This window comes from Niallia sp. M35 (assembly GCF_050971705.1).
In the GTDB taxonomy this organism is placed as follows: Bacteria; Bacillota; Bacilli; order Bacillales; family Cytobacillaceae; genus Niallia; species Niallia circulans_A.
Genome location: NZ_JBPCEP010000024.1, coordinates 15118 through 39172, shown reverse-complemented (window position 1 = coordinate 39172; position 24055 = coordinate 15118). Strand labels below are relative to the sequence as shown.

Sequence of the window (24055 nt, the reverse complement as noted above, 5' to 3'; positions counted from 1 at the left end):
TTAAATATTCGGATTTTGGGGGTTCAGTTATGAAATTTCGTCGTAGTGAGCGTTTAATAGACATGACGAATTACTTGCTGGAGCATCCTAGGCAGTTAGTATCTCTTTCTTACTTTGCAGAAAAGTACGGTGCAGCCAAGTCTTCAATCAGTGAAGATTTGGCTATTGTTAAAGAAACATTTGAGCAAAGAGGAATAGGGACTTTACATACATTGCCAGGAGCAGCCGGTGGAGTAAAGTATCAAGTAAAAGTCAGTGATGAAGCAGCGAAACCATTTGTTGAGGAGCTTTGTGATTTGATAAAAAGTCCAGAAAGGCTTTTGCCCGGCGGATATCTATATATGAATGATATTCTGGGAAATACGACTATCATGCAAAAAGTGGGAAGACTGTTTGCCTCTGCTTTTGCTGATACGGATATTGATGTGGTCATGACAGTTGCTACTAAAGGGATTCCTTTGGCATATGCAGTTGGAACTTATTTAAATGTTCCGGTAGTTATGGTTAGAAGAGACAGTAAAGTAACAGAAGGCTCCACGGTGAGTATTAATTATGTTTCTGGTTCTACAAAAAGAATCCAAACGATGCTGCTTTCTAAAAGAAGTTTAGAAGATGGCTCAAAAGTATTGATTGTGGATGACTTTATGAAAGCTGGCGGTACCATCAATGGTATGATTAGTCTATTAGAGGAATTCAATGCAAGCGTTGCAGGAATCGCAGTATTAGTAGAAGCAGAGGAAGCAGAGGAAAGACTAGTGGATGATTATTTATCACTAGTAAAATTATCCGGTGTTGATGTAAAAGAAAAGAAAATTTCTGTGGAAAATGGTAATTATTTCGACAAAAAGTAACTCTTAGGGGGAAAAGACAAATGAAAGTTGTTCAAACAAGTAACGCACCAGCAGCTATCGGACCGTATTCTCAAGGGATTATTGTGAATAATTTATTTTTCAGTTCTGGTCAAATTCCTTTAACTGCAGAAGGTACCTTAGTAGAGGGAGACGTGCAGACACAGACACATCAAGTATTCAAAAATTTAGCAGCCGTCCTTAAAGAGGCAGGAGCATCCTTTGAAACGGTTGTGAAGGCAACGGTGTTTATTAAAAATATGGAAGACTTTCAAGCAATCAATGAAGTATATGGAGAATATTTCTCTACACATAAGCCCGCTCGTTCATGTGTAGAAGTAGCTAGACTTCCTAAGGATGTATTAGTTGAAATCGAAGTTATCGCACTTTGTAAATAAGTTACTTCATAAAGGAAGATAGTCGGAGATTAAGTGGAAAAACAGAAGATTTTATCACTTTTAGGCACTTTTTCTTTATTTTATTCCTAAATATTCTAAAAAATTTCACCTTTAAAGAAGGAGTTATGAGAATTCTGTTGAATTTAATAACTAGATTTTATCTTCTAGTAAAGGTGGTGAACAGGATGGAAGTAACTGATGTAAGGCTACGCCGAGTTAACACGGATGGACGTATGAGAGCTATTGCCTCTATTACACTAGATAATGAATTTGTTGTTCACGATATTAGGGTAATTGACGGAAATAATGGACTATTTGTAGCGATGCCAAGTAAACGAACTCCAGATGGTGAGTTTAGAGATATCGCTCATCCAATTAACTCTGGTACAAGAGGAAAAATCCAGGAAGCAGTTTTGGCAGAATACCACCGCCTGGGTGAATTAGAAATTGAATTTGAAGAAGCTGGAGCTTCCTAAAATAATCTGCAGCTAGAGCCTACTTCCTAAGAGTAAGGCTCTTTTTTTATTCCTATTTCTCTCCTATTTACCCCTTGATTTTCCAATGAAAACAATTTGTTCTTCTAGTATCATAAAAGAGATAAGTTTTTTTTATTTTTCATGGTTGTTGGAAGTAGTTCTCCGTATAAAAAAGGAAAATGTTACAATTAATAAACAGCTTTTATAAAGAAGCGTACATAAAATGTGAATCCTTCCTTGAAATCAAGAGTTATTTAAGATATATTTTTTAGTGGATAAAAAGGTTATTGGAGGCCTGTGAATGACAACTCGTTACGCAGTGATTTTAGCCGCAGGACAGGGTACTAGAATGAAGTCAAAACTTTATAAAGTACTTCATCCTGTTTGTGGGAAACCGATGGTACAGCACGTTGTAGATCAAGTGGAAAAGCTACAAATGGATTCAATCGTAACAGTAATTGGCCACGGTTCAGAAAAAGTAAAAGCACAGCTTGGCAATAGTGTTAAATACGTAAATCAAAAAGAACAGCTTGGAACGGCACATGCAGTAATACAAGCAAAAGATCTTCTTGTAGACAAAGAAGGAGTGACACTTGTTATATGTGGGGATACGCCTCTCATGACAAGTGAAACGATAGAAGCGCTCTTTTTACACCATGAGAAAGTAGGAGCGAAGGCAACCATTTTAACGGCAAAGGCAAGTAAGCCAGATGGGTACGGCAGAATCATTCGTAATTCAATGGGTGTAGTAGAGAAAATCGTAGAACACAAGGATGCAACGGATGAAGAAAGAAAAATAACAGAAATTAACACAGGTACCTATGTATTTGATAATGCTCTATTATTTCAGGCTTTAGATAATGTTTCCAATGAAAATGTTCAAGGAGAGTATTATCTGCCAGACGTTATCGAGATTTTAAAACAGCAGGGAGAAACTGTAAGTGCATTCCAAACCACAGATTTCAATGAAACAATTGGTGTGAATGATCGGATTGCTTTATCTGAAGCAGAATCAATCATGAGAAAGCGAATCAATGAACAGCATATGCGCAATGGCGTAACAATTATTGATCCGACCAATACTTATATTGGAGCAGACGTAATGATTAAAGAGGATACAGTTATATATCCTGGAAGTATGATTAAAGGAAATACTGTAATAGGTTCAGATTGTATTATTGGGCCAAATACAGAAATAAATAATTGTTCAGTGGGAAATAATACGGCTATTAAACAATCTGTTGCCCACGATAGCAGCATTGGGTCTGATGTGAATATTGGACCGTTTGCCCATATTCGTCCAGCCTCTATGATTGATGATGAAGTGAAAATTGGAAACTTTGTTGAAATCAAGAAAGCGACATTTGGAAAAGGCAGTAAGGCATCACATTTAAGTTATATTGGAGATGCGAATGTTGGTAGTGATGTCAATATTGGCTGTGGTACCATTACAGTTAATTATGATGGCAAAAAGAAGTTTTTGACGACGATAGAAGATGGCGCATTTATTGGATGCAATTCCAATTTGATTGCACCTGTCACAGTTGGTAAGGGTGCTTATGTTGCAGCAGGCTCCACCATTACAGATAACGTTCCTTCTGAGGCACTTTCAATTGCCCGTGCACGTCAAGTTAATAAAGAGAATTATAAACGTAAATAAATAGGTTAAAAGGAAGAATAATTCGTTTAATAGATATGTTTCATTCTTCGTACTATAAGTGGAAAAAGACCAGTGGAGGTTCAGCATGCCAGTTAAGAATTTAGATCCAAATTTGAAGGTATTCAGTTTAAACTCTAATCCTGCCTTAGCGCAGGAAATTGCCGATTCAATTGGAGTAGAATTAGGGAAATGTTCAGTAACACGTTTTAGCGATGGTGAAATTCAAATTAATATTGAGGAAAGTATCCGTGGTTGTGACGTATATGTTATTCAGTCAACAAGTGCACCCGTTAACGAACATATTATGGAGTTATTAATTATGATTGATGCATTGAAGCGTGCCTCAGCTAAGACGATTAACCTAGTAATTCCTTATTATGGGTATGCTAGACAAGATAGAAAAGCAAGAGCACGAGAACCAATTACAGCGAAATTAGTTGCCAATTTATTAGAGACAGCTGGAGCAACTCGTGTTATTACATTAGACTTGCATGCACCACAAATTCAAGGTTTCTTTGATATTCCGATTGATCACTTAATGGGTGTGCCAATCCTTGGTAATTACTTCAGTCAACGAGAATTTGATGGAGAGCTTGTTATTGTTTCTCCAGATCATGGTGGGGTTACAAGAGCAAGAAAACTTGCAGAACGATTAAAGGCGCCAATTGCTATTATTGATAAAAGACGTCCAAAGCCAAATGTTGCGGAAGTAATGAATATTGTTGGTAATATTGAAGGGAAAATTGCTATCCTTATTGATGATATTATTGATACAGCAGGTACCATTACACTTGGTGCCAATGCTCTAGCAGAAAATGGAGCAAAAGAGGTTTATGCTTGCTGTACACATCCTGTTTTGTCAGGACCTGCAATGGAGAGAATTAACAATTCTAAAATCAAAGAATTAGTTGTAACAAACTCAATTGAATTGGGTGAAAAGAAACTTTCAGCTAATGTTATTCAATTATCAGTTGCTGATCTATTAGGTGAAGCAATTTTACGTGTTCATCAAGATCAATCAGTAAGTTTCTTATTTGATTGATAAAACCCTTTATATCATTCTAATTAGTCGCTTGTCTAAAAGGCAGGCGGCTATTAGTATTGTGCCTTTCTTTTAAACAGATAGTAAATTCTTTATGTTTAAATATCTTCCATTTAGGGCATTTTTTATATAAGAGTGTTCATTTGATAAAATAATGGAAGGTGAAATCATGACAACTACTTTACAGGCAAAAAAACGTACGATGGACAAACATTCAAGCTTAACAAAATTAAGAAATAATGGAGAAATTCCAGGTATCGTTTATGGATCAAAAGTAGAAAATACGGCTATTTCCTTGAGTGAGGCTAATTTCTTGAAAACGATTCGTGAAGTTGGGAGAAATGGCGTTATTTCACTAGATATTGATGGGGAAAATTATAATGTCGTTTTAAATGAGTATGATGCTGATCCAATTAAGCGAGGCATTATACATGTGGACTTTTTAGCGGTAGACTTATCGAAGGCTATCAGCGCACCAGTAAAAGTATCTTTAGTGGGGGATGCTGCTGGAGTAAAGGATGGTGGCGTTATGCAGCAGGCTTTATACGAAGTAACAGTTACAGCAAAGCCTAATGATATACCATCTAGTATTGACATTGATGTAACAGAGCTTCAGGTAGGAGATACGATTACTATCGAAGATGTGAAGGGTTATGATAAAATAGAAATTAACCATGAAAAAGAGGAAGTAATAGCATCAATTCTTGCACCGAGACAGGAAGAAGAGATTAGTACAGGAGAACAACAAGAAGAAGGTATGCCGGATAATGTAGAAGGCAGAGAAACAGAGCCGGAAACAGCTGAAGAATAATCCGATTTATCAAAATGTATTCTCCCTGTACGTTTTTAGAAAGGGATTTCTAGAAAAGCAAAAGCAAGAAAAAGGTTTGACCGATTAGCATTCTAATGGCCAAACCTTTTTCTTGTATGATATAAGTATAGAATGAAAAGCAGGGGGATTCATATGAAATTAATTGTAGGCCTTGGTAACCCAGGGAAGCAATATGATAGAACAAGACATAATATTGGATTTGAAGTAATTGATTTTTTATCAAGTCATTATAATATTCCATTAGATAAGGCAAAATTCAAAGGGAATTATGGAATTGGAGTTATTGGCGGTGAAAAAGTGATTTTATTAAAGCCGCTTACATATATGAATCTTTCTGGGGAGTCTATTCGCCCCATTATGGATTACTATGATCTAGTGCCAGAAGATTTAGTCGTTATTTATGATGATCTAGATCTGCCAGTCGGAAGAATCCGACTTCGACAAAAAGGGAGCTCTGGCGGACATAATGGGATTAAGTCAACTATTCTTCATGTTGGTACAGAAAAATTCAATCGTATAAGAGTTGGAATTGATCGTCCTAAAAACGGAATGAAAGTAGTTGATTATGTCCTTGGGAAATTTACGAAAGAAGAAATGGATATATTAGAGGGAACCATTAAAAAATGTGCAGATGCGTGTGCGCAATGGGCAGAAGAACCCTTTTTGCAAGTAATGAATAAATATAATATCCAGTAAGATAGAGAATCATCCGCTTATTTTGGTTATATTTACATCCGAATAGGTGAATACTAGCAATATTAATGTGCTAGTAAGGAGGCCTAGGGATGGCTATACATTATCATTGCAGACATTGTGGTGTGCATATGGGAACACTTGATGCAGAATCCATTGCAGCAAATCGCTTAGGATTTGATCATTTATCAGATGAAGATCGATCAGAAATGATTCAATATCATCAAACAGGTGATATTGAGGTAAAGTCTATTTGTGAAGATTGCCAAGAGTCATTGTCAAAAAACCCTGGCTACTATGAAAATGATTATTTGATTCATTAGAGGAGATTTGGCTGTTTTTTAATTCGGGAAAAGCTTTGGAATAATCCAAAGCATTTTTCCGTTGTCTATATATTTGTTTTCTTGCGGATAGCAGGAATATAGGCAAGATATCTCGTATATAACAACATTAAGGAGTATTTTCTTTAACCTTTTTTTAAATGATGCCATGATAAGCACGGTTCCATTCTGCTTAAGGGGGCATGAACTGAAGGATTAATAGTAACTATGTCATTAATCACGAAATAAATAGATTGCAATCATAATTATTTCTTGTAAGATAAGAACAAATTACCAGAAATGGATGCACGTTGAAAATAAAAAGAGCTAGCGAGCAGGCAGTCATATACTTTACTAAAAAAATAAGATAAAACTAGCTCAACACCACTTTTATGGTGTCTTTTGCTTTCGAATGGGAGGGAAAATTTTTTGTTAGGGCTAAAACAATTATTTAAACAGCAAGAAGATATACAAAATGTCATTTCAGGACTAGAAGCTGGGTTACATGAACAATTGGTTTCAGGACTTTCCAATTCAGCACGTACTCTATATATGACTTCAATTTATGAAAAAACAAAAAAGCCATTACTAATTGTGACTCATAATTTATTACAGGCGCAAAAACTATACGATGATATTACCAATATTGTGGATGAAAAGGATGTTTTTCTCTATCCTGCAAATGAGTTAATTGCAGCTGAAATTAGTATTGCAAGTCCAGAATTAAAGGCTCAGCGTATAGAGGTATTGAATTATTGGGCGAAAAAAAAGTCGGGAATCATGATTGCGCCAGTAGCAGGTCTGAGAAAGCTACTTCCTCCAAAAAAGTTATGGAAGGAAGCTCAGCTAAAACTTGAGATTGGGCAAGATCTTGATTTAGAAGCCTTTTTATTAAAGCTTGTTCATATGGGATATGTACGCTCGGAGATGGTTTCATCGCCGGGAGAATTTAGTGTGCGCGGTGGAATTTTAGATATTTATCCATTAACGGAGGAAGATCCGCTCCGGATTGAATTATTTGATACAGAAATTGATTCGATTAGAGCCTTTTCACTTGAAGATCAACGTTCGAAGGAAAAAAAGGAAAACGTTAGCATTGGACCAGCGACAGAAATTCTTTATGATGAGAATGCAGTCGGCGACTTGCTGGCTATGTTGGAAAAAGGCTTAGCCCAAAGCTTAAAGAAAATAAAAGATGAAGCGACAAAGACGTTACTGACCCAAAATATTAGTAGGGAAATGGAACAGCTAAGAAATGGGCAAAAGCCAGAACAATTATATAAATACTTATCCATTCTTTATGGAGAGCATATCAGTTTAATAGATTATTTACCGAATAACGGTTTTTTAATTGTCGATGAAATTAGTAGAGTGCAAGAAATGAATGACACGCTTGAGAAAGAGGAAGCTGATTGGTATACAAGCTTGTTAGGTGAGGGAGAAATTATTCATGGGTTAACCTTATCGCAGAGTATCAATCATCTTTTACATCAGGCAAAACAGCCCATTGTCTACTTATCTTTATTTTTACGCCATGTGCCAAATACTAATCCGCAAAATATCATAAATGTTTCTTGTAAACAAATGCAGAATTTCCACGGGCAAATGAATGTTTTGAAGACAGAAATGGAAAGGTGGAAAAAAAATCATTACACCGTTGTTCTGCTTGGTAATAGTGAGGAACGCTTAGAAAAGTTAGAGCAAGTTCTTCAAGATTATGATATGGAAGTAATGATTCAAAAAAATGCTAAGAAGATTTCTGAAGGGAAAATTCAATTATTAGAAGGACATCTTCAGTCAGGCTTCGAGCTTCCTATCCTAAAATTAGCGGTAATAACAGAAGAAGAACTATTTAAGACAAAGACTAAAAAGATATCCAAAAGAAGACAAAAGCTGACAAATGCAGAGCGTATTAAGAGCTACTCTGAGTTAAATGTTGGTGACTATGTAGTCCATGTTAACCATGGTATTGGTAAATATCTTGGGATTGAAACACTTCAAATTAATGGTGTCCACAAGGATTACCTACATTTGCGATATCAAGGAAATGATAAGTTATACGTTCCTGTTGAGCAGATTGATTTGGTCCAAAAATATGTTGGATCAGAGAGCAAAGAACCAAAGATATACAAATTGGGCGGTAACGATTGGAAGAAAGTAAAGAAAAAGGTAGAGTCTTCTGTTCAGGATATAGCGGATGATCTTATTAAGCTATATGCAGAAAGAGAGGCTTCTGTTGGTTATGCCTTCTCTCCGGATGGAGAAATGCAGCGAGAATTTGAAAGTGCATTTGCCTACCAGGAAACAGAGGATCAATTACGGTCTATTCATGAGATTAAAAAAGACATGGAAAGAGAAAGACCGATGGATCGCCTTCTTTGTGGAGATGTTGGTTATGGGAAAACAGAGGTTGCAATCAGAGCGGCTTTTAAAGCGATAGCGGATGGAAAGCAAGTAGCCTTCTTGGTTCCAACAACTATTTTAGCGCAACAGCATTATGAAACATTGAGAGAGCGTTTTCAGGATTATCCAATTGAGATTGGCTTACTCAGCAGATTTAGAACGAGAAAACAGCAAAATGACACGCTAAAAGGTCTTAAAGCGGGAACAATTGATATTGTCGTAGGAACGCATCGGATTTTATCAAAGGATATCTCTTATCGAGATTTAGGTTTATTGATTATCGATGAGGAACAACGCTTTGGTGTAACGCATAAAGAGAAAATAAAACAATTAAAAACCAACATTGATGTATTGACGCTAACGGCTACACCAATTCCAAGAACACTCCATATGTCTATGCTAGGTGTACGTGACTTATCAGTTATCGAGACCCCTCCTGAAAATAGATTCCCTATTCAAACCTATGTAATGGAGTATAACGGTGGGCTTGTAAGAGAAGCGATTGAAAGAGAACTTGCTAGAAATGGCCAAATTTATTTTCTGTATAACTGGGTAGAAGACATTGAGAGAAAGGCTGAGGAAATTTCAATGTTGGTGCCTGACGCTAGAGTTACTTATGCTCACGGGAAAATGACAGAAAATGAATTGGAATCAGTAATGCTTGGGTTTTTAGAAGGGGAATATGATGTTTTAGTAAGTACGACGATTATTGAAACAGGAGTAGATATACCAAATGTAAATACACTAATTGTCCAGGATGCAGATCGTATGGGGTTGTCGCAATTATACCAATTACGAGGAAGGGTTGGACGTTCGAATCGAGTAGCTTATGCATATTTTACGTATAAGAAGGATAAAGTTCTAACAGAAGTTGCGGAAAAGAGATTGCAGGCAATTAAAGAGTTTACGGAATTAGGATCTGGCTTTAAAATTGCTATGCGTGATTTGACTATTCGTGGTGCTGGAAATCTTCTCGGTGCCCAACAACATGGATTTATTGATTCAGTTGGGTTTGATTTATACTCTCAAATGCTAAAAGAAGCCATTGAAGAGAGAAAAGGAACAATTAGTGAAGAACAAAGGCAGACGATTGAAATTGACCTAGATATAGATGCCTATATTCCTGATTTTTACATTAATGATGGACAGCAAAAAATTGAAATGTATAAACGCTTTAGAGGTGTTACTTCCTTAGAGGATATGGAAGAGTTAAGAGAAGAATTAATTGATCGTTTTGGAGACTATCCAGAAGAAGTTTCGTATCTTTTCAAAATCACAGAAATGAAGATTTATGGAAAGCAAGCAGGAGTAGAATTGATCAAGCAGACGAAGGATGAAGTTCTTATTTTATTATCGGAACATGGAAGCGATCGAATGGATGGCCAAAAAATATTTGAGAAAAGTTCTAAGTATGGTCGAATGATTGGTCTTGGTATGGAAGGAAGAAAATTAAAAATGATCTTCCATGTAAAAGGTGTCGAAAAAGAAAAGTGGCTGAAAGCTTGCCATGAAATGGTAGAAGCATTAAATACATTTAAAAAAGAACCAGAACAAGTAACTAAATAATGGGGACGAACTTCCTTACAGTCTTGTAATAAGAGCGTAAGTATCCCCAAACAAGAGAAACCCGAGTAATTATACGGATGCTAATAAAATTTCGTATAATCATTGGGTTTTTCGTTTTCAAAAATCTAAAGTCCTCTAATTCGGATAAGTGTTCTCTATTGGCTTATATAAATACTATAAACCAGTCATTATTTAAATCGTTATATAGAGTGCTTATCTTTCCCCACTAGCTAACTTGTTTGTGCCGCCCGTCCTTCCTGTTCCTATTTTATAAAGAAAATTGCGTTAATAGGATGTTTAATATAGGGGGACAAGGGTATAAACAATATAGATAACAATAGTAGATTTTCCTTTGAATGACATCTAAGTAAATACAGGAATAAATAAATGATTTATCCCAATATGGGAGTCAAGATTGATAATATGGTAAATCTTTTTCCTTCGTGAAATATTCAAAAAGGAAAATAAAGCTACCTAGAGAAAATTTTGCATGATTAATGTATAGAACTTACCATATGAAAGATACTATGTTTAAATATGGTGAACATTTCATGTATAGTGAGAATGCTTTCGCCAATTTTAAAAAATCATCTGATGAAAGTGAGGCAACACGGAATGAAAGCAACTGGAATTGTGCGTCGAATCGATGATTTGGGTCGTGTCGTTATCCCAAAAGAAATCAGAAGAACATTACGAATTCGCGAAGGGGACCCATTAGAGATTTTTGTTGATCGAGATGGAGAAGTTATTTTAAAGAAATATTCACCTATAAGTGAATTAAGCGATTTTGCTAAGGAATATGCAGAGGCTCTCTATGATAGTTTAGGAAATGCTGTGCTAATTTGTGATAGAGATTCCTACATCGCTGTTTCGGGTGGATCGAAAAAGGACTATTTAAATAAGAACATTAGTAGTGTAGTGGAAAAGGCCATGGAGGATAGAGGGTCCATTCTGATGAATCAACAAGATCAAGTATCCTTAGTTGATGGTACTACTGAAACGATTTCTGCCTATACTATTGGTCCTATTATTGCAAATGGTGATCCAATTGGGGCGGTTGTCATTTTCGCAAAAGAGGACTCACTTGGTGATGTAGAGAAAAAGGCAGTAGAAACCGCAGCAGGATTTTTAGCTCGCCAAATGGAATCATAAGGTTTACCTAACAATTTTACTAAAGCATAAATTTTAAAGTCGGCAAACTCGAAAAAGAGTTGTCGACTTTTTTCATTTACGAATAGAATAGACTCTATGATGAAAATTGTTCTATTAAACGTAGAACAAATCTGTTATAATAAGAATATAACAGTATGAGGTGATTAATGATGTATATACAAATAAATCCTGAATTGGAAATGCCCATCTATGAACAACTTACCATGCAAATCATGATAGGGATAATTAGGCAAGAATTACAGAATGGTGATGTGTTACCATCTGTTCGTTCACTGGCCGCTGATTTAGGTGTCAATATGCATACTGTGAATAAAAGTTATCATGCTCTCGAAAAAAAGGGGCTCATTCAAATTATTCCTAAATCTGGTGCAATCATTCGAACAAACAATGGGATTCCAACCCAAGAAGAGCAGGGCAGAATTTCAAATAGCCTAAAACCAATGATTGTGGAAGCTTTAGTAATAGGAATGAAGGAAAAAGAAATAACGGGGTTAATACAATCCATTATCCATAAATTAAAGGAGGAATAAAATATGGAGACCATTATTTTTATTAGTATGATCATCATAACTGTTTTTTTTGAAGCTGCTATGCCTTTTCTAGTACGAAAAACAGTTGTATTTGGGGTAACCATTCCCAACAAACAAGTAAATAATCCGCAAATTTCAACCTATAAAAGACGATATTCTCTCTTGGTTATCATTCCTTCTCTTATTGGAATTATTGCTTATTATATTTGGCAAGCTGCGAATAATATTCAAGCAGATCAAGTAGCGATTGGTGGAACCGTTTTGCTGTTTGCTATTTTGTTTTGGAGCTTAAGTCTCTACTTTTATTTTCACGGAAAAATGATGGCACTAAAAGCAGAGAACAAGTGGGAGGCGGAGCTAAAAGAAATAAATATAACAGAAATTGGAGTTAGACAAAAGGATGAGATGCTCCCGTGGTATGTTTTTCTTATTCCAATAATTATTACGGTAGGATTTTTGATCTTTACGGCAACACAGTATCATTTATTACCAGCGGAAATTCCTGTACACTGGGGATTGTCTGGAAAAGCTGATCGATTTACGAAGAAGACGCCTATATCTGGTGTGTCCATGCTACTGATTTTACTGGTTATGCAGATTATGTTCTTAAGCATAAACAGCGCCACTAAAAAATCAGGGATTAAAATAAGTGCCAATAATAAACATGCATCTAAGCTTAGACAGCTAAAGTATCGCAAATATACAAGCTGGTTTTTCCTTCTTACGTCTATTGCTATAACAGTTCTTATTATATTGTTACAATTAACTATTTTATACGATAATATCTTCAGTGATCACTTAGTTTTTCTTATTCCAATTATTATTACCTTATCTATATTAATTGGGGCAATTTTATTTACGATTAAATTAGAAAGATTAAATCGCGGAGCAGAGGGGGAAGAACAGGACACCAAAGAAATCTCATCTTTTGATGGGGATAGCTATTGGAAGGGTGGTTTAATTTATTTTAATAAAAGCGATCCTTCTATTTTTGTAGAGAAGCGTTTTGGTGTTGGTTGGACATTGAACTTTGCGAATCCAATTGGGTATGTCATTGTTTTTGTTCCATTGCTAATTATTATCTTACTAAGCATTATAGAATAAAGGAATTGTTTTTAGGCTGCTGGTACAAAACAAAATATATAATGGATAAAGAAAAAATTAGACACATTATTTTAACCTATGGTCTGAGTTCAATATTCTATTGGACACAGACCATTTAGTTTTTAAGCAAACTAACATTACTAGGAAAAACGGAGCAGGCTGAATACACGTAGACTCCTATGGGAGGCTTGGCGCTTGCCCCAGGGAAAGTAAAGTGTATTCAGGCTGCGGGTGATCACCACAAACCTTCTTTCTTGAAATTAATTAACCCTCGAACAATTATACGTACACACAAAAAATTTCGTGTAATTGTTCGGAGTTAAAGTTAATTGAAATACTTATATCCCACCGTCTTCTTTTTGTGTTAATATATGGAAAAAGTATTATGTACAAGGATACATCTTCCATCTAACTATGCTATAATACTAGCGAAAGTAATTATGGAAGGAGCTAGACATGTGAAGACTTCGCAATCAAATGTCTGGTTTAAAGGCGCTTTTATTCTTATGATAGCTGCCTTAATAACTAAAGTACTAAGTGCTGTATATCGAATACCGTTTCAAAATATTGTCGGTGATAAAGGCTTTTATATCTATCAGCAGGTTTATCCTTTCTATGGGGTAATCATTGCTTTATCTACATATGGTTTTCCAGTTGTACTATCAAAATTGTATATGGAAATGAAAGTAGAGGGGAATCAATCGGGTATAAATAGACTTGTGAGTTCCTCTTTTTTCTTATTTTTTCCCATTGGAATGATAGCTTTTCTGGCTTTGTTTTTTAATGCAGGGAGACTAGCTTCATGGATGGGGGATCCTTATTTGGCATCCTTATTGAAGGTTATTTCTTTTGCGTTTCTGTTTTCCCCTTTGATCGCTATTTTGAGAGGGATTTTCCAAGGGGAGGGAAATATGATTCCGACTGCAGTTTCACAGGTGGGCGAACAATTAATCAGAGTAGGGATTATTCTGTTTGTCGCTGTGTTTTTTTCTTATCAAAATTACTCCTTATATGCCATTGGGTCAGGTGCTATGTTTGGCTCTGTTGTCGGAGGCTTACTCTCCTTGTTCGTCTTAATCTATTTTTATAGAAAATCCGCCCTTTCTTTTTCTCTGTTTCGCTTTTCGCTTCTTTTTGAAAAGGAGAATCGTATTCTTTGTAAAAGAATACTATATGAGGGCATAACTATTTCTATTAGTAGTATGCTTTTAGTGTTATTGCAATTAGCGGATTCATTGAATTTATATTCCTTATTAATGGAAGATGGCATGGCTGATGAAAAGGCCAAAGTGATGAAGGGAATTTATGATAGAGGGCAGCCGCTCATACAAATTGGAAGTATCATTTCTACTTCGATGGCTTTAAGTATTGTCCCTCTTATTACAAAGAATCGCCAAAAAACAAGTAAGAAAGATCTTATGAGAAATATTCATTTTTCTCTTATAGTTAGTTTTTTTATTGGACTTGGAGCAACAGTAGGACTAATTGGTATCATTCGAGAGACAAACAGCATGCTGTTTAAGAATGATGCCGGTTCAGAGGTTCTTACTGTTCTGTTTTTTGTAATATTTCTTAATGCTATTATTGCAACAATAATGGCCATCCTGCAAGGATTAGGGCATTCTTTCTATCCAGCTGTTTTGATTGTATTAGGCTTTATAGGGAAGTATGTTCTTAACATCATACTCATTTCTTCTTTTGGGATATATGGAGCAGCCTATGCATCACTTATTGTATTATCTATCATTCTAATTTTAATGGCAGTAAAATTAAAAAAAATAGTCAAAGAGCCGCTTGTTAGTATAAGGCACGTAATGATTATAAGTGGTGCGAGTTTAGTTATGTTACTTGTGCTTAGAGGGTATATACCACTTTCTTCTTTATTGCTTGAAGGGATAGAGCATAGCCGGATAAAAAGCGCTATTCAAGCAGTATCTGGAGTAGTAATAGGTGGAATAATATATGTGGTTATAGTGGTACGAGGAAATGTTTTTAAAGAAAAGGAATTATCTTTATTACCGTTAGGAAGTAAACTAAAATGGTTTTTACCGAAAAAAGGAAGGAAATAAAATGAGTCAAATTAAAATTATTGGATTAGGCGCAGGAGATATAAACCAGCTGCCGTTGGGCGTTTATCGCAGCTTAGTTGATGAGAATAAGACTATATATGTACGAACGAAGGATCATCCTGTTCTCTCTATGCTTGAGCAAGAAGGAATAACCTTTTATTCCTTTGATTCTATTTATGAAAAACATAATCAATTTGATGCTGTATATGAAGAGATTGTTGAATTTCTATTAGAGAAAGCAAAAGAAACGGATATTGTCTATGCTGTTCCAGGTCACCCGCTTGTTGCAGAAAAAACGGTACAAATCTTAATAGAAAAAGATAAAGAAGGAATGGCCTCTATCGAAATTGCTGGTGGTCAAAGCTTCTTAGACAGTATTTTCCAGGCGTTGCGAATCGATCCAATCGAAGGATTCCAGCTGCTAGATGGAACTGCTCTTAATCGAGCAAGTATTCAGCTTAGAAATCATTTGATTATTGGCCAGGTATATGATACTTTTTCTGCATCGGAAGTGAAGTTAACCTTGATGGATATTCTCCCGCATGATTATCCAATTAAAGTTGTTACTGCAGCTGGAAGTAGTCTAGAAAAGATAAAAGAAATAGAGCTGCATGAGTTAGATAGAGAGGTAGACTTAAATAATTTAACAAGCATATATGTACCACCTGTTCAAGAAGAAAAGATCTTATATAAAGACTTTTCTCAGCTGAGACAGATAATAGCGGAGCTTCGTGGACCAAATGGCTGCCCATGGGATAAAAAACAAACTCATGAAACCTTACGAAAATATTTATTGGAAGAAAGCTATGAATTAATTGAAGCCATTAATGAAGGAGATATTGACCACATTATTGAAGAGCTTGGAGACGTGTTATTGCAAGTGATGCTTCATAGTCAAATTGGAGAAGACGAGGGATATTTTTCAATTGATGATGTAGTGGAAGGGATTTCCGATAAAATGATTCGTAGACATCCACATGTATTTGGAGAAGAACAAGCAGATTCTGTTGATGATGTGATGAAGCACTGGCAAAACGCGAAAAAACGAGAAGTGAAAACGGACAGGGAGTCTGTTTTAGAAGGATTAAATAGTGCGTTACCTAATTTGATGCAAGCTTACGAACTGCAAAAAAGAGCGGCAAAAGTAGGGTTTGATTGGCCGAATGCAGAAGGAGCTTGGGAAAAGGTAAAAGAGGAAATTCTGGAGTTTCAAGAGGAATTAAAAGAGATTAATAATAATGTACAAATAGAAAGTGAATTTGGCGATATTTTGTTTTCGCTTGTAAATATTGCTAGGTTTTATAAAGTAGATCCAGAATTAGCCATCTTCCGGACAAACAAAAAGTTTATTGAGCGCTTTTCTTATATAGAAGAAAGGGTAAAAGAGTCTGAGAAGGAATGGAGCCAAATGAGTTTAGAAGAATTAGACGGCTTTTGGAATGAAGCAAAGAAAAAATAACAACGTGAAGGAGCTATTAGAATGAGACTAGATAAATTCTTGAAAATTTCGCGCTTAATCAAACGAAGAACATTGGCAAAGGAAGTTGCGGATCAAGGAAGAATTTTAGTGAATGGACAGCAGGCGAAAGCAAGCACCAATGTAAAGGTCGGTGATGAGCTGCAGGTTCGTTTTGGGCAAAAGCTAGTTACAGCTAAGGTGGAAATGTTGCAGGAATCCACGAAGAAAGAAGATGCTGCCAATATGTATAAAATAATTAAAGAAGAAACACTTTCATAAGTTTAGTAATCGAAATAGATGGCAATAAACAAAGTAGAGTTCTTTTCTTCGCCTATAAGGCTTGTTCTAAAATAAGGATTCCTCACATATATTTGTACAAGTAGAGATTGTACTAATGGATTGTGAGGGATAATGATGAGCCAATATCATGAATCAAATATGACGAAAAGTAATAATACGGTAGACCATGATGTGATCATGAGAGGAAGAAAGCTGCTCGATATTACGGGAGTAAAGCAAGTAGAGAGTTTTGATAACGAAGAATTTATATTAGAGACAGTAATGGGATTTTTATCTATTCGTGGTCAAAATCTGCAAATGAAAAACCTTGATGTAGAAAAGGGAATCGTCTCTATTAAAGGTAAAGTATTTGATTTAGTTTATGTAGACGATCAAAGTGGAGATAAGGCTAAGGGATTCTTTAGCAAGATATTCCGATGACACTATCTACACAATTTATGACCATGCTGGCTATGGTTAGCATGGGTCTATTCTTTGGTATAAGTTTAGATACATATCAATACTTCTTGAAAAGGCCAAAAAGGAAAAGAAGTATTGTCTTTATCCATGATATCCTTTTTTGGGTTTTGCAAGCTCTTCTTATGTTTTATATTCTTTTCCTAGTAAACAAAGGAGAAGTTCGCATTTATTTGGTCCTAGCATTGCTATTAGGTTTTGCTATGTATAAAAGTTTGTTTCAAACTCTTTATCTTCAATTATTAAAAGGAATCATTTCTTTTTGCGTCCATACTTATCGTTTTTTCCTTAGAGTAGGAGTAAATATTGTATACAAGCCAATTAAATCTATCATTTTCTTCCTTTTTTCGATAATAATTGCTCTGGGCAGGGGACTTATGGCACTTGTCAGTGGTATAATTAGGACATTAAGATTTATTATAGGGATACTCTTTAAACCAATTGAATGGCTTTTATCTCTACTGTGGCTAATTGTGCCGAAAAAGGGTAAATTATTCGTCGAGAGAATTTTTAATAAATTGGCAGGATATTACTTTAAAATAAAGAACTATTTGAAACAATGGATGGCTAAAAGAAAAAAATAATGGAAAGGAGGAGCCTCATATGAGTGCTATAAAAAAACCAGATGTTACAACATTTCCAACAGAATATAATTTACAGCATCAAGCTAATAGTCTTAGTGGAGCTAGAAAGAAAAAGCTATTGATGCGCAGGCTGACAACGTTCTTCGTATGTGCTGCTGTTATTGGCTTTATTATGATTTCCACACTCATATCACAAAGCTCCACTTTAAAAGAGAAAAGAGCAGAGAAAGAACAGTTAGATGGACAACTTGTTGCATTAGAAAAGAAAGAAGCAGACCTAAAAGACCAAATTGCTAAGTTAAATGATGAAGAGTATTTAGCTAAATTAGCAAGGAAAGACTTATTACTTTCAAAAAAAGGGGAAATTATTTTTAATATCCCTGAAAAAGATGCAAAAAACACAACTGGAAAATAATAAGGTTGGCAGTAATATTGACACTCTTTTTTTCCATTCTGTATAATATAAGTAAGTACGATTTTTTATATCCTTAAGGAGGCAAAACTTTTTTATGTCAATCGAAGTAGGCAGCAAGTTACAAGGAAAGGTAACAGGAATTACTAATTTTGGTGCGTTTGTTGAGCTCCCAGAAGGCGCAACAGGTCTTGTTCATATTAGTGAGGTCGCAGACAATTATGTAAAAGACATTAATGATCATTTAAAAGTAGGCGATGAAGTCGAAGTGAAAGTGATTAATGTCGAGAAAGATGGAAAAATTGGACTATCTATTAAGAAAGCAAAAGATAGACCAGAAAGACCCGAGAGACCAGAAAGACCACAATACGAACGCGGAGAAAGAAGAGAATCAAGAGGCGGCTATTCCGGTGGGAATTCTCAAAGGTCACGTAATGCAAAATCAAATGAAAATCGTGCTCCTAAAGAGAATTTCGAATCGAAAATGGCTCGTTTCTTAAAAGACAGTGAAGATCGATTAGCTTCTCTGAAACGAAATACTGAGTCGAAACGCGGGGGAAGAGGCGCTAGACGAGGGTAACTTGCTGCTGAATAACCAAATAGATAGCAGGGTTTATCGTTTATATATTCCCATAGCTTAGGCAAGCCAATTTGGCTTGCTTTTTATATTTTATAGGAAGTTTGTCTGTTTAGCTATTCCCGTAAAAAGAACACAAAAAACCCACGTAAAAATTTTTACGTGGGTTTTTTTGTGATAGCGGCGGAGGGGATCGAACCCCCGACCTCACGGGTATGAACCGTACGCTCTAGCCAGCTGAGCTACACCGCCATAATATTAACAAGACAATTAATATAATACAAATAAATAATCGCAATGTCAATAGATTTTAGACATTTATTTAATATGTTAATATGGTGTATGTTTAAGCACTTGTTAATGAGTTGAAAGACCAAAAAGCATATTGCATGAAATGACAAAAATAAGCAATAAATATAAAAAAGTGACTGTAGAAAAGATCATTTATATTAAGATTGTCTGTTGGTAAGGCTGACTAATTATAAAGTAACTTCTTTTTGCTTGATAGAAGGAATCTATCGAATTTTGTATTTCCATAAAAAAATGGAGGAAAGAAGTCGAGCGAAAGATTGGAACTGCTTCGTTATTTTGACAAACTTTTAAATAACTAGCTTCTATAATGTGGAGCAACGATACTTGTTAGGGAGTGTGGTTTATGGAGAAAGTGGAAAGGGATATAATCGATCCGATTGGTGAAGTTGATTTTGGGAAGTCGCGAGATAGCTTCAGTACATTAGTTCATAAATTTTATACAAAAGTAGAAAACTTCTTTTTAGTAAAAGGCTTTTTATTGTTGATTCTCGGATTTTTACTTGGACGAGCTTTAATATTAGGACAACTTACCCCTTTTGCTCTTCCATTTTTTGCAGCAGTATATCTATCAAGGAAAGATAAAGCACCACTCGCGCTTATTGGATTAATAGCCGGCGCTGCTACTTTAGGGGTAACAGAGGCAGCTTCTAACTTTGTCTTGTCTTTCTTATTTTTGATTAGCTATAAAATTATTTTAAATTGGAAAAATAAAGAGCAGCAACTTGTCCCATTATTTGTGTTTGGACTAGTCTTTTTAGGCAGCTTAGTGAAAGCCTATCTTTTAACAAATGGTTTTACACTGTATGGTGGAATGTTAGCGTTTGTAGAAGGAAGTCTTGGCTATATACTTACATTAATTTTTTTACAAAGTCTGCCGTTACTTACGGTCAATAAAAGAAGACAAGCCCTTAAAACAGAAGAAATTGTCTGTCTTATCATTATGCTAGCTTCTATTATGACTGGAACAATTGGCTGGGCCGTTTATGGCTTATCGATTGAACATATTATGTCTCGTTATTTAGTTCTCCTATTTTCCTTTATGGCAGGGGCCACTATTGGCTCGACTGTTGGCGTTGTGACCGGATTAATTTTTAGTCTTGCAAGCATTTCTAGCTTCTATCATATGAGCTTATTGGCTTTCTCTGGTCTTCTAGGTGGATTGCTGAAAGAAGGAAAGAAAATCGGTGTAGCACTTGGTTTATTTATTGCCACTCTCCTTATTGGCATGTATGGAGAAGGTGGTGGCGTCCTATCTGTTTCGTTAATGGAAACAACTATAGCTGTTTTCCTGTTTCTTATGACACCGAGAAGTTTAACCTCACGCATAGCAAAGCATATACCAGGAACAGCAGAATATTCCCAAGAACAACAGCAATATATGAGAAAAATGAGAGATGTAACAGCTCAAAGAGTATCTCAATTCTCCAATGTATTTCAAGCACTCTCTAAAAGTTTTTCTTCCCCAAATATAAGTGAAATGATAGAGGAAGAGGATAAGGAGCTAGATTACTTTTTAAGCAATGTGACAGAAAAGACGTGTCAGACATGTTTTCGTAAAGAACATTGCTGGGCACGTAACTTTAATACAACCTATGATTATATGAAAGATATTATGACTGAAATGGCTGATACTGGTGGAAATATTTCCACTAGTCTTCAAAGGGAGTGGGATAAACATTGTACAAGGTCGAAGAAGGTGACGGATGCAATCCATCAAGAATTGACATTGTACCAGGCAAACCAAAAATTAAAAAAACAAGTCCAGGAAAGCAGGAAATTAGTTGCAGATCAATTGCTTGGTGTATCTGAGGTAATGGGTGATTTTGCAAAAGAAATTCAAAGAGAAAGAGAAAATCACTACAAACAGGAGGAATTAATCCTAGAAGCTATTCAAGAGTTTGGCATTCATATTGAAAATGTTGAAATATACAGCTTGGAACAAGGAAATGTAGATATCGATATCACTATTCCATACAACACAGGCTATGGAGAATGTGAAAAACTAATTGCGCCAATGCTATCGGATATTCTTGGTGAGACCATTATTGTAAATAAAGAGGAGGTATCTGAGTACTCCAAAGATTATAGTCATGCAACATTCCGGTCAGCGAAAGCTTATATAATAGAGACTGGTGTTGCACATGCAGCAAAGGATGGCGGGTTTATTTCAGGAGATAGCTACTCTACTATTGAACTAGGTTTAGGTAAATACGCTATGGCAATTAGTGATGGAATGGGAAATGGGAAGCGGGCCCATGTAGAAAGCGAAGAGACCCTTCAATTATTACAAAAAATTCTGCAATCAGGAATTGAAGAACAAGTAGCGATAAAATCAATTAATTCCATTCTATCTTTGCGAACAACAGATGAAATTTTTTCTACACTGGATTTAGCAATGATTGATCTCCAAAACGCAGCGGTTAAATTTCTGAAAATTGGCTCTACACCTAGTTTCATCAAAAGAGGTTCAAAGGTTATAAAAATACAGGCAAGTAATCTGCCAATGGGAATTCTCCAAGAATTTGATGTGGATGTTGTGAGTGAACAATTAAAGGCTGGAGATCTTCTCATTATGATGAGTGACGGTGTATTTGAAGGACCAAAACATGTTGAGAACTTTGAAATTTGGATGAAGAGAAAAATTAAGGAATTGAAAACAGAAAACCCTCAAGAGGTTGCAGATTTAATTATGGAGGAGGTTATCCGATCTCGCTTAGGCTTAATTGAAGACGACATGACCGTGTTAGTTGCGAAAATCGACCATAATATTCCGAAGTGGGCATCCATTCCAGTAAAAGGTTTTAAGCAAATCGCAAACTAAATGTGATCGTTTAAAATGGTCTTTCTAGTTTTATATAAATTTAAAGGACTAACATTCAGTAGGAGAAAAACACTGTTTGTTAGTTTTTATTATACTAATCTGTTTATTCTTGGAAAAGGTATAAATACTTCTCTTTTCGTCGAGAATGGGACTAACTCATAAAGATGGAGGGGAGATATTTATGAAAACAGGTACGTTAAAGCAGATTTTGCTTATCACAGATGGATGTTCTAATAAAGGAGAAGATCCTATCGCAATGGCAGCATTAGCAAATGAACAAGGAATTACGGTAAATGTTATTGGAGTCATGGAACAAGATACAATTGATGAGCAGGGAATGAAAGAAATTGAAGGCATTGCACTCTCTGGAGGCGGTGTTAGTCAAGTTGTGTATGCGCAGCAGTTAAGTCAGACTGTCCAAATGGTAACGAAAAAGGCGATGACCCAAACACTCCAAGGGGTAGTAAATAAAGAGCTTCAGCAAATACTAGGTTCCTCTAAAACAATGGAGGATCTTCCTCCAGAAAAAAGAGGAGAGGTAATGGAGGTTGTGGACGAACTGGGGGAAACAGTTGAACTGGAGGTGTTAGTATTACTAGATACAAGCGCCAGTATGAAGCATAAATTACCAACTGTAAAAGAAGCTTTACTTGACCTATCTTTAAGCTTGAATGCCCGATCTGGCGAGAATCGCTACTCTGTGTTTGTATTTCCCGGGAAAAAGAAAGATGTCGAAAAATTAATGGATTGGACACCTCGTCTAGAATCTCTAACAAGTATCTTTCCAAAGTTATCGACAGGAGGCATTACACCAACAGGTCCAGCTTTAAAAGAAGCCATTCGTTACTTTAAGCATAAGCGCTCATTAAGGAGCTTGATTTCAAGTGATGATGAATACATCGAAGAGTCAATTTAAAATAAATAGTGGAACAGTAATAAAAGGAAAGTGGCATAACAAGCAATATACAGTCTTAAAGGAACTTGGCTATGGAGCGAATGGTACAGTTTTTTTAGCAGATTCCAAAATAGGAAGAGTTGCTTTGAAATTAAGCAACAATAGTGTATCTATAACTTCTGAAGTAAATGTTTTGAAATCCTTCGCAAAGGTCCAAGGTTATAGCCTTGGACCTTCTTTAATAGATGTAGATGATTGGGTAACAAATAGAGGAACTACTTCTTTTTATGTAATGGAGTATATTAGTGGACCAGATTTACTAACCTTTATTCATAATAAGGAAGTATTATGGATTGATGTGCTAATGATCCAATTATTAAAGGATTTACAAAATCTTCATGAAAATAATTGGGTCTTTGGAGATTTAAAACCAGAAAACCTAATTATTACAGGGCCCCCAACGAAAATTAGATGCATTGATGTAGGGGGGACAACCATAAAAGGGAGAGCGATTAAAGAATTTACAGAGTTTTTTGATAGAGGATACTGGGGGTTAGGAACAAGAAAGGCAGAGCCAGGATATGATTTGTTTGCTGTTGCGATGATTATACTGAATCTTTATTATCCACAGCGTTTTAATAAAAAGGAGGGCGGAATCAAACAGCTGCATATGATGATTCGACAAAAGCAAGGATTAATGCGTTTTGAGGGGATTCTAGTAAATGCGTTAACAGGAAAATATCTATCGGCAAAAGAAATGCGATTAGATTATTTAAATTTAACAAGTGGAGAATCAAAAAAAACAAGTAGAAGCACAATAACAGCTGGAACGAATAGAAGTAAAGCTCGCCAAGCGAACAGTCAACCTGCTCCTTCTGCTCAGACAAGAAGTAAATTGGTTAAAAAGAAGAAAAAGGCAGGATGGGCTGAATCTATAGTCATCATTATCCTTATCTCTATTTGTTATATTTTGTATATATATGGTCAATTAACTTGAAAAGAGGATTTTTAGCAATTTTTAGAGAATAGTCTTTGGTATCACTTTTAAAAAAGTGATATCCTAGACTATAGTAACTACAACCTCTGATGAAAAAGTAATAACATCAGGGCTGGTAGAATAGTGAT

Annotated in this window: 22 protein-coding genes and 1 tRNA gene; 22 read left to right on the top strand and 1 reads right to left on the bottom strand. The window is 35.7% G+C overall.

Annotation, left to right across the window (positions count from 1 at the left end; translation table 11 throughout):
• The first annotated feature begins 29 nt into the window (after window positions 1-29).
• From purR to NiCM35_RS24470, 19 genes are all read left to right on the top strand, one after another.
• Window positions 30-851 (top strand): pur operon repressor, encoded by an 822-nt coding sequence (purR, locus tag NiCM35_RS24560; protein ID WP_095333973.1) that lies wholly within the window; start codon window positions 30-32, stop codon window positions 849-851.
• A gap of 20 nt (window positions 852-871) precedes the next feature.
• Entirely contained in the window at window positions 872-1246 is a 375-nt protein-coding gene (locus NiCM35_RS24555) for a RidA family protein (protein ID WP_095333972.1), read from the top strand.
• 185 nt (window positions 1247-1431) lie between these two features.
• Window positions 1432-1722 (top strand): septation regulator SpoVG, encoded by a 291-nt coding sequence (spoVG, locus tag NiCM35_RS24550; RefSeq protein WP_026574035.1) that lies wholly within the window; start codon window positions 1432-1434, stop codon window positions 1720-1722.
• Between the two features lie 301 nt (window positions 1723-2023).
• On the top strand, window positions 2024-3382 hold the full coding sequence (glmU, locus tag NiCM35_RS24545; RefSeq protein ID WP_095333970.1) for a bifunctional UDP-N-acetylglucosamine diphosphorylase/glucosamine-1-phosphate N-acetyltransferase GlmU: 1359 nt from the start codon (window positions 2024-2026) through the stop codon (window positions 3380-3382).
• Window positions 3383-3467: 85 nt separating this feature from the next.
• Window positions 3468-4424 (top strand): ribose-phosphate diphosphokinase, encoded by a 957-nt coding sequence (locus NiCM35_RS24540; RefSeq protein WP_047944366.1) that lies wholly within the window; start codon window positions 3468-3470, stop codon window positions 4422-4424.
• A 169-nt stretch (window positions 4425-4593) separates the two neighbouring features.
• On the top strand, window positions 4594-5235 hold the full coding sequence (locus tag NiCM35_RS24535; protein ID WP_433780842.1) for a 50S ribosomal protein L25/general stress protein Ctc: 642 nt from the start codon (window positions 4594-4596) through the stop codon (window positions 5233-5235).
• Window positions 5236-5388: 153 nt separating this feature from the next.
• Window positions 5389-5952, top strand: a complete 564-nt coding sequence (gene pth, locus NiCM35_RS24530; RefSeq protein ID WP_095333966.1) for an aminoacyl-tRNA hydrolase — start codon at window positions 5389-5391, stop codon at window positions 5950-5952.
• Between the two features lie 89 nt (window positions 5953-6041).
• The gene (gene fin / locus NiCM35_RS24525) at window positions 6042-6272 is read left to right on the top strand and encodes an anti-sigma-F factor Fin (RefSeq protein ID WP_095333964.1); all 231 of its coding nucleotides are present in this window, start codon (window positions 6042-6044) and stop codon (window positions 6270-6272) included.
• A 426-nt stretch (window positions 6273-6698) separates the two neighbouring features.
• Window positions 6699-10238 carry a transcription-repair coupling factor gene (gene mfd, locus NiCM35_RS24520; protein WP_433780841.1) on the top strand — a complete coding sequence of 1180 codons (3540 nt, stop codon included), beginning with the start codon at window positions 6699-6701 and terminating at the stop codon, window positions 10236-10238.
• A gap of 615 nt (window positions 10239-10853) precedes the next feature.
• A complete protein-coding gene (gene spoVT / locus NiCM35_RS24515; protein WP_047944373.1) occupies window positions 10854-11390 on the top strand; it encodes a stage V sporulation protein T in 537 nt (178 codons plus the stop codon).
• A 167-nt stretch (window positions 11391-11557) separates the two neighbouring features.
• On the top strand, window positions 11558-11941 hold the full coding sequence (locus NiCM35_RS24510) for a GntR family transcriptional regulator (protein WP_328588027.1): 384 nt from the start codon (window positions 11558-11560) through the stop codon (window positions 11939-11941).
• A 3-nt stretch (window positions 11942-11944) separates the two neighbouring features.
• Entirely contained in the window at window positions 11945-13045 is a 1101-nt protein-coding gene (locus NiCM35_RS24505) for a DUF1648 domain-containing protein (RefSeq protein ID WP_235850358.1), read from the top strand.
• Window positions 13046-13503: 458 nt separating this feature from the next.
• On the top strand, window positions 13504-15114 hold the full coding sequence (locus tag NiCM35_RS24500) for a putative polysaccharide biosynthesis protein (RefSeq protein ID WP_433780840.1): 1611 nt from the start codon (window positions 13504-13506) through the stop codon (window positions 15112-15114).
• Window position 15115: 1 nt separating this feature from the next.
• Window positions 15116-16573, top strand: coding sequence for a bifunctional methyltransferase/pyrophosphohydrolase YabN (gene yabN / locus NiCM35_RS24495; RefSeq protein ID WP_433780839.1), 1458 nt, complete (start codon window positions 15116-15118; stop codon window positions 16571-16573).
• Between the two features lie 21 nt (window positions 16574-16594).
• Window positions 16595-16852: an RNA-binding S4 domain-containing protein gene (locus NiCM35_RS24490; RefSeq protein WP_016204747.1), complete on the top strand. Its 258-nt coding sequence runs from the start codon at window positions 16595-16597 to the stop codon at window positions 16850-16852.
• A gap of 135 nt (window positions 16853-16987) precedes the next feature.
• On the top strand, window positions 16988-17293 hold the full coding sequence (gene yabP, locus NiCM35_RS24485; protein WP_095333955.1) for a sporulation protein YabP: 306 nt from the start codon (window positions 16988-16990) through the stop codon (window positions 17291-17293).
• Window positions 17290-17913 carry a spore cortex biosynthesis protein YabQ gene (gene yabQ / locus NiCM35_RS24480; protein ID WP_433780838.1) on the top strand — a complete coding sequence of 208 codons (624 nt, stop codon included), beginning with the start codon at window positions 17290-17292 and terminating at the stop codon, window positions 17911-17913. The genes yabP and yabQ overlap by 4 nt, the downstream gene beginning before the upstream one ends.
• A gap of 19 nt (window positions 17914-17932) precedes the next feature.
• Window positions 17933-18328: an FtsB family cell division protein gene (locus NiCM35_RS24475; RefSeq protein WP_433780837.1), complete on the top strand. Its 396-nt coding sequence runs from the start codon at window positions 17933-17935 to the stop codon at window positions 18326-18328.
• 94 nt (window positions 18329-18422) lie between these two features.
• Window positions 18423-18905, top strand: coding sequence for a S1 domain-containing RNA-binding protein (locus tag NiCM35_RS24470; protein ID WP_047944385.1), 483 nt, complete (start codon window positions 18423-18425; stop codon window positions 18903-18905).
• A 175-nt stretch (window positions 18906-19080) separates the two neighbouring features.
• Here NiCM35_RS24470 and NiCM35_RS24465 read toward each other — a convergent pair.
• Window positions 19081-19154, bottom strand: a tRNA-Met gene (locus tag NiCM35_RS24465).
• 403 nt (window positions 19155-19557) lie between these two features.
• Here NiCM35_RS24465 and spoIIE point away from each other — a divergent pair.
• From spoIIE to prkT, 3 genes are all read left to right on the top strand, one after another.
• Window positions 19558-22035, top strand: coding sequence for a stage II sporulation protein E (gene spoIIE / locus NiCM35_RS24460; RefSeq protein ID WP_172859216.1), 2478 nt, complete (start codon window positions 19558-19560; stop codon window positions 22033-22035).
• A gap of 181 nt (window positions 22036-22216) precedes the next feature.
• Window positions 22217-22951, top strand: a complete 735-nt coding sequence (locus NiCM35_RS24455; RefSeq protein WP_172859217.1) for a vWA domain-containing protein — start codon at window positions 22217-22219, stop codon at window positions 22949-22951.
• A complete protein-coding gene (prkT, locus tag NiCM35_RS24450) occupies window positions 22920-23927 on the top strand; it encodes a serine/threonine protein kinase PrkT (protein WP_171509175.1) in 1008 nt (335 codons plus the stop codon). The genes NiCM35_RS24455 and prkT overlap by 32 nt, the downstream gene beginning before the upstream one ends.
• The last annotated feature ends 128 nt before the right edge of the window (window positions 23928-24055 follow it).

Coding starts and splice junctions, on each gene's coding strand:
- pth (WP_095333966.1), top strand. CDS start 5,389: ATGAAATTAATTGTAGGCCTTGGTAACCCAGGGAAGCAATATGATAGA.
- NiCM35_RS24540 (WP_047944366.1), top strand. CDS start 3,468: ATGCCAGTTAAGAATTTAGATCCAAATTTGAAGGTATTCAGTTTAAAC.
- NiCM35_RS24475 (WP_433780837.1), top strand. CDS start 17,933: ATGAGTGCTATAAAAAAACCAGATGTTACAACATTTCCAACAGAATAT.
- purR (WP_095333973.1), top strand. CDS start 30: ATGAAATTTCGTCGTAGTGAGCGTTTAATAGACATGACGAATTACTTG.
- NiCM35_RS24490 (WP_016204747.1), top strand. CDS start 16,595: ATGAGACTAGATAAATTCTTGAAAATTTCGCGCTTAATCAAACGAAGA.
- yabN (WP_433780839.1), top strand. CDS start 15,116: ATGAGTCAAATTAAAATTATTGGATTAGGCGCAGGAGATATAAACCAG.
- NiCM35_RS24555 (WP_095333972.1), top strand. CDS start 872: ATGAAAGTTGTTCAAACAAGTAACGCACCAGCAGCTATCGGACCGTAT.
- glmU (WP_095333970.1), top strand. CDS start 2,024: ATGACAACTCGTTACGCAGTGATTTTAGCCGCAGGACAGGGTACTAGA.
- NiCM35_RS24470 (WP_047944385.1), top strand. CDS start 18,423: ATGTCAATCGAAGTAGGCAGCAAGTTACAAGGAAAGGTAACAGGAATT.
- yabQ (WP_433780838.1), top strand. CDS start 17,290: ATGACACTATCTACACAATTTATGACCATGCTGGCTATGGTTAGCATG.
- NiCM35_RS24455 (WP_172859217.1), top strand. CDS start 22,217: ATGAAAACAGGTACGTTAAAGCAGATTTTGCTTATCACAGATGGATGT.
- spoIIE (WP_172859216.1), top strand. CDS start 19,558: ATGGAGAAAGTGGAAAGGGATATAATCGATCCGATTGGTGAAGTTGAT.
- fin (WP_095333964.1), top strand. CDS start 6,042: ATGGCTATACATTATCATTGCAGACATTGTGGTGTGCATATGGGAACA.
- spoVT (WP_047944373.1), top strand. CDS start 10,854: ATGAAAGCAACTGGAATTGTGCGTCGAATCGATGATTTGGGTCGTGTC.
- NiCM35_RS24510 (WP_328588027.1), top strand. CDS start 11,558: ATGATGTATATACAAATAAATCCTGAATTGGAAATGCCCATCTATGAA.
- NiCM35_RS24505 (WP_235850358.1), top strand. CDS start 11,945: ATGGAGACCATTATTTTTATTAGTATGATCATCATAACTGTTTTTTTT.
- yabP (WP_095333955.1), top strand. CDS start 16,988: ATGAGCCAATATCATGAATCAAATATGACGAAAAGTAATAATACGGTA.
- NiCM35_RS24535 (WP_433780842.1), top strand. CDS start 4,594: ATGACAACTACTTTACAGGCAAAAAAACGTACGATGGACAAACATTCA.
- spoVG (WP_026574035.1), top strand. CDS start 1,432: ATGGAAGTAACTGATGTAAGGCTACGCCGAGTTAACACGGATGGACGT.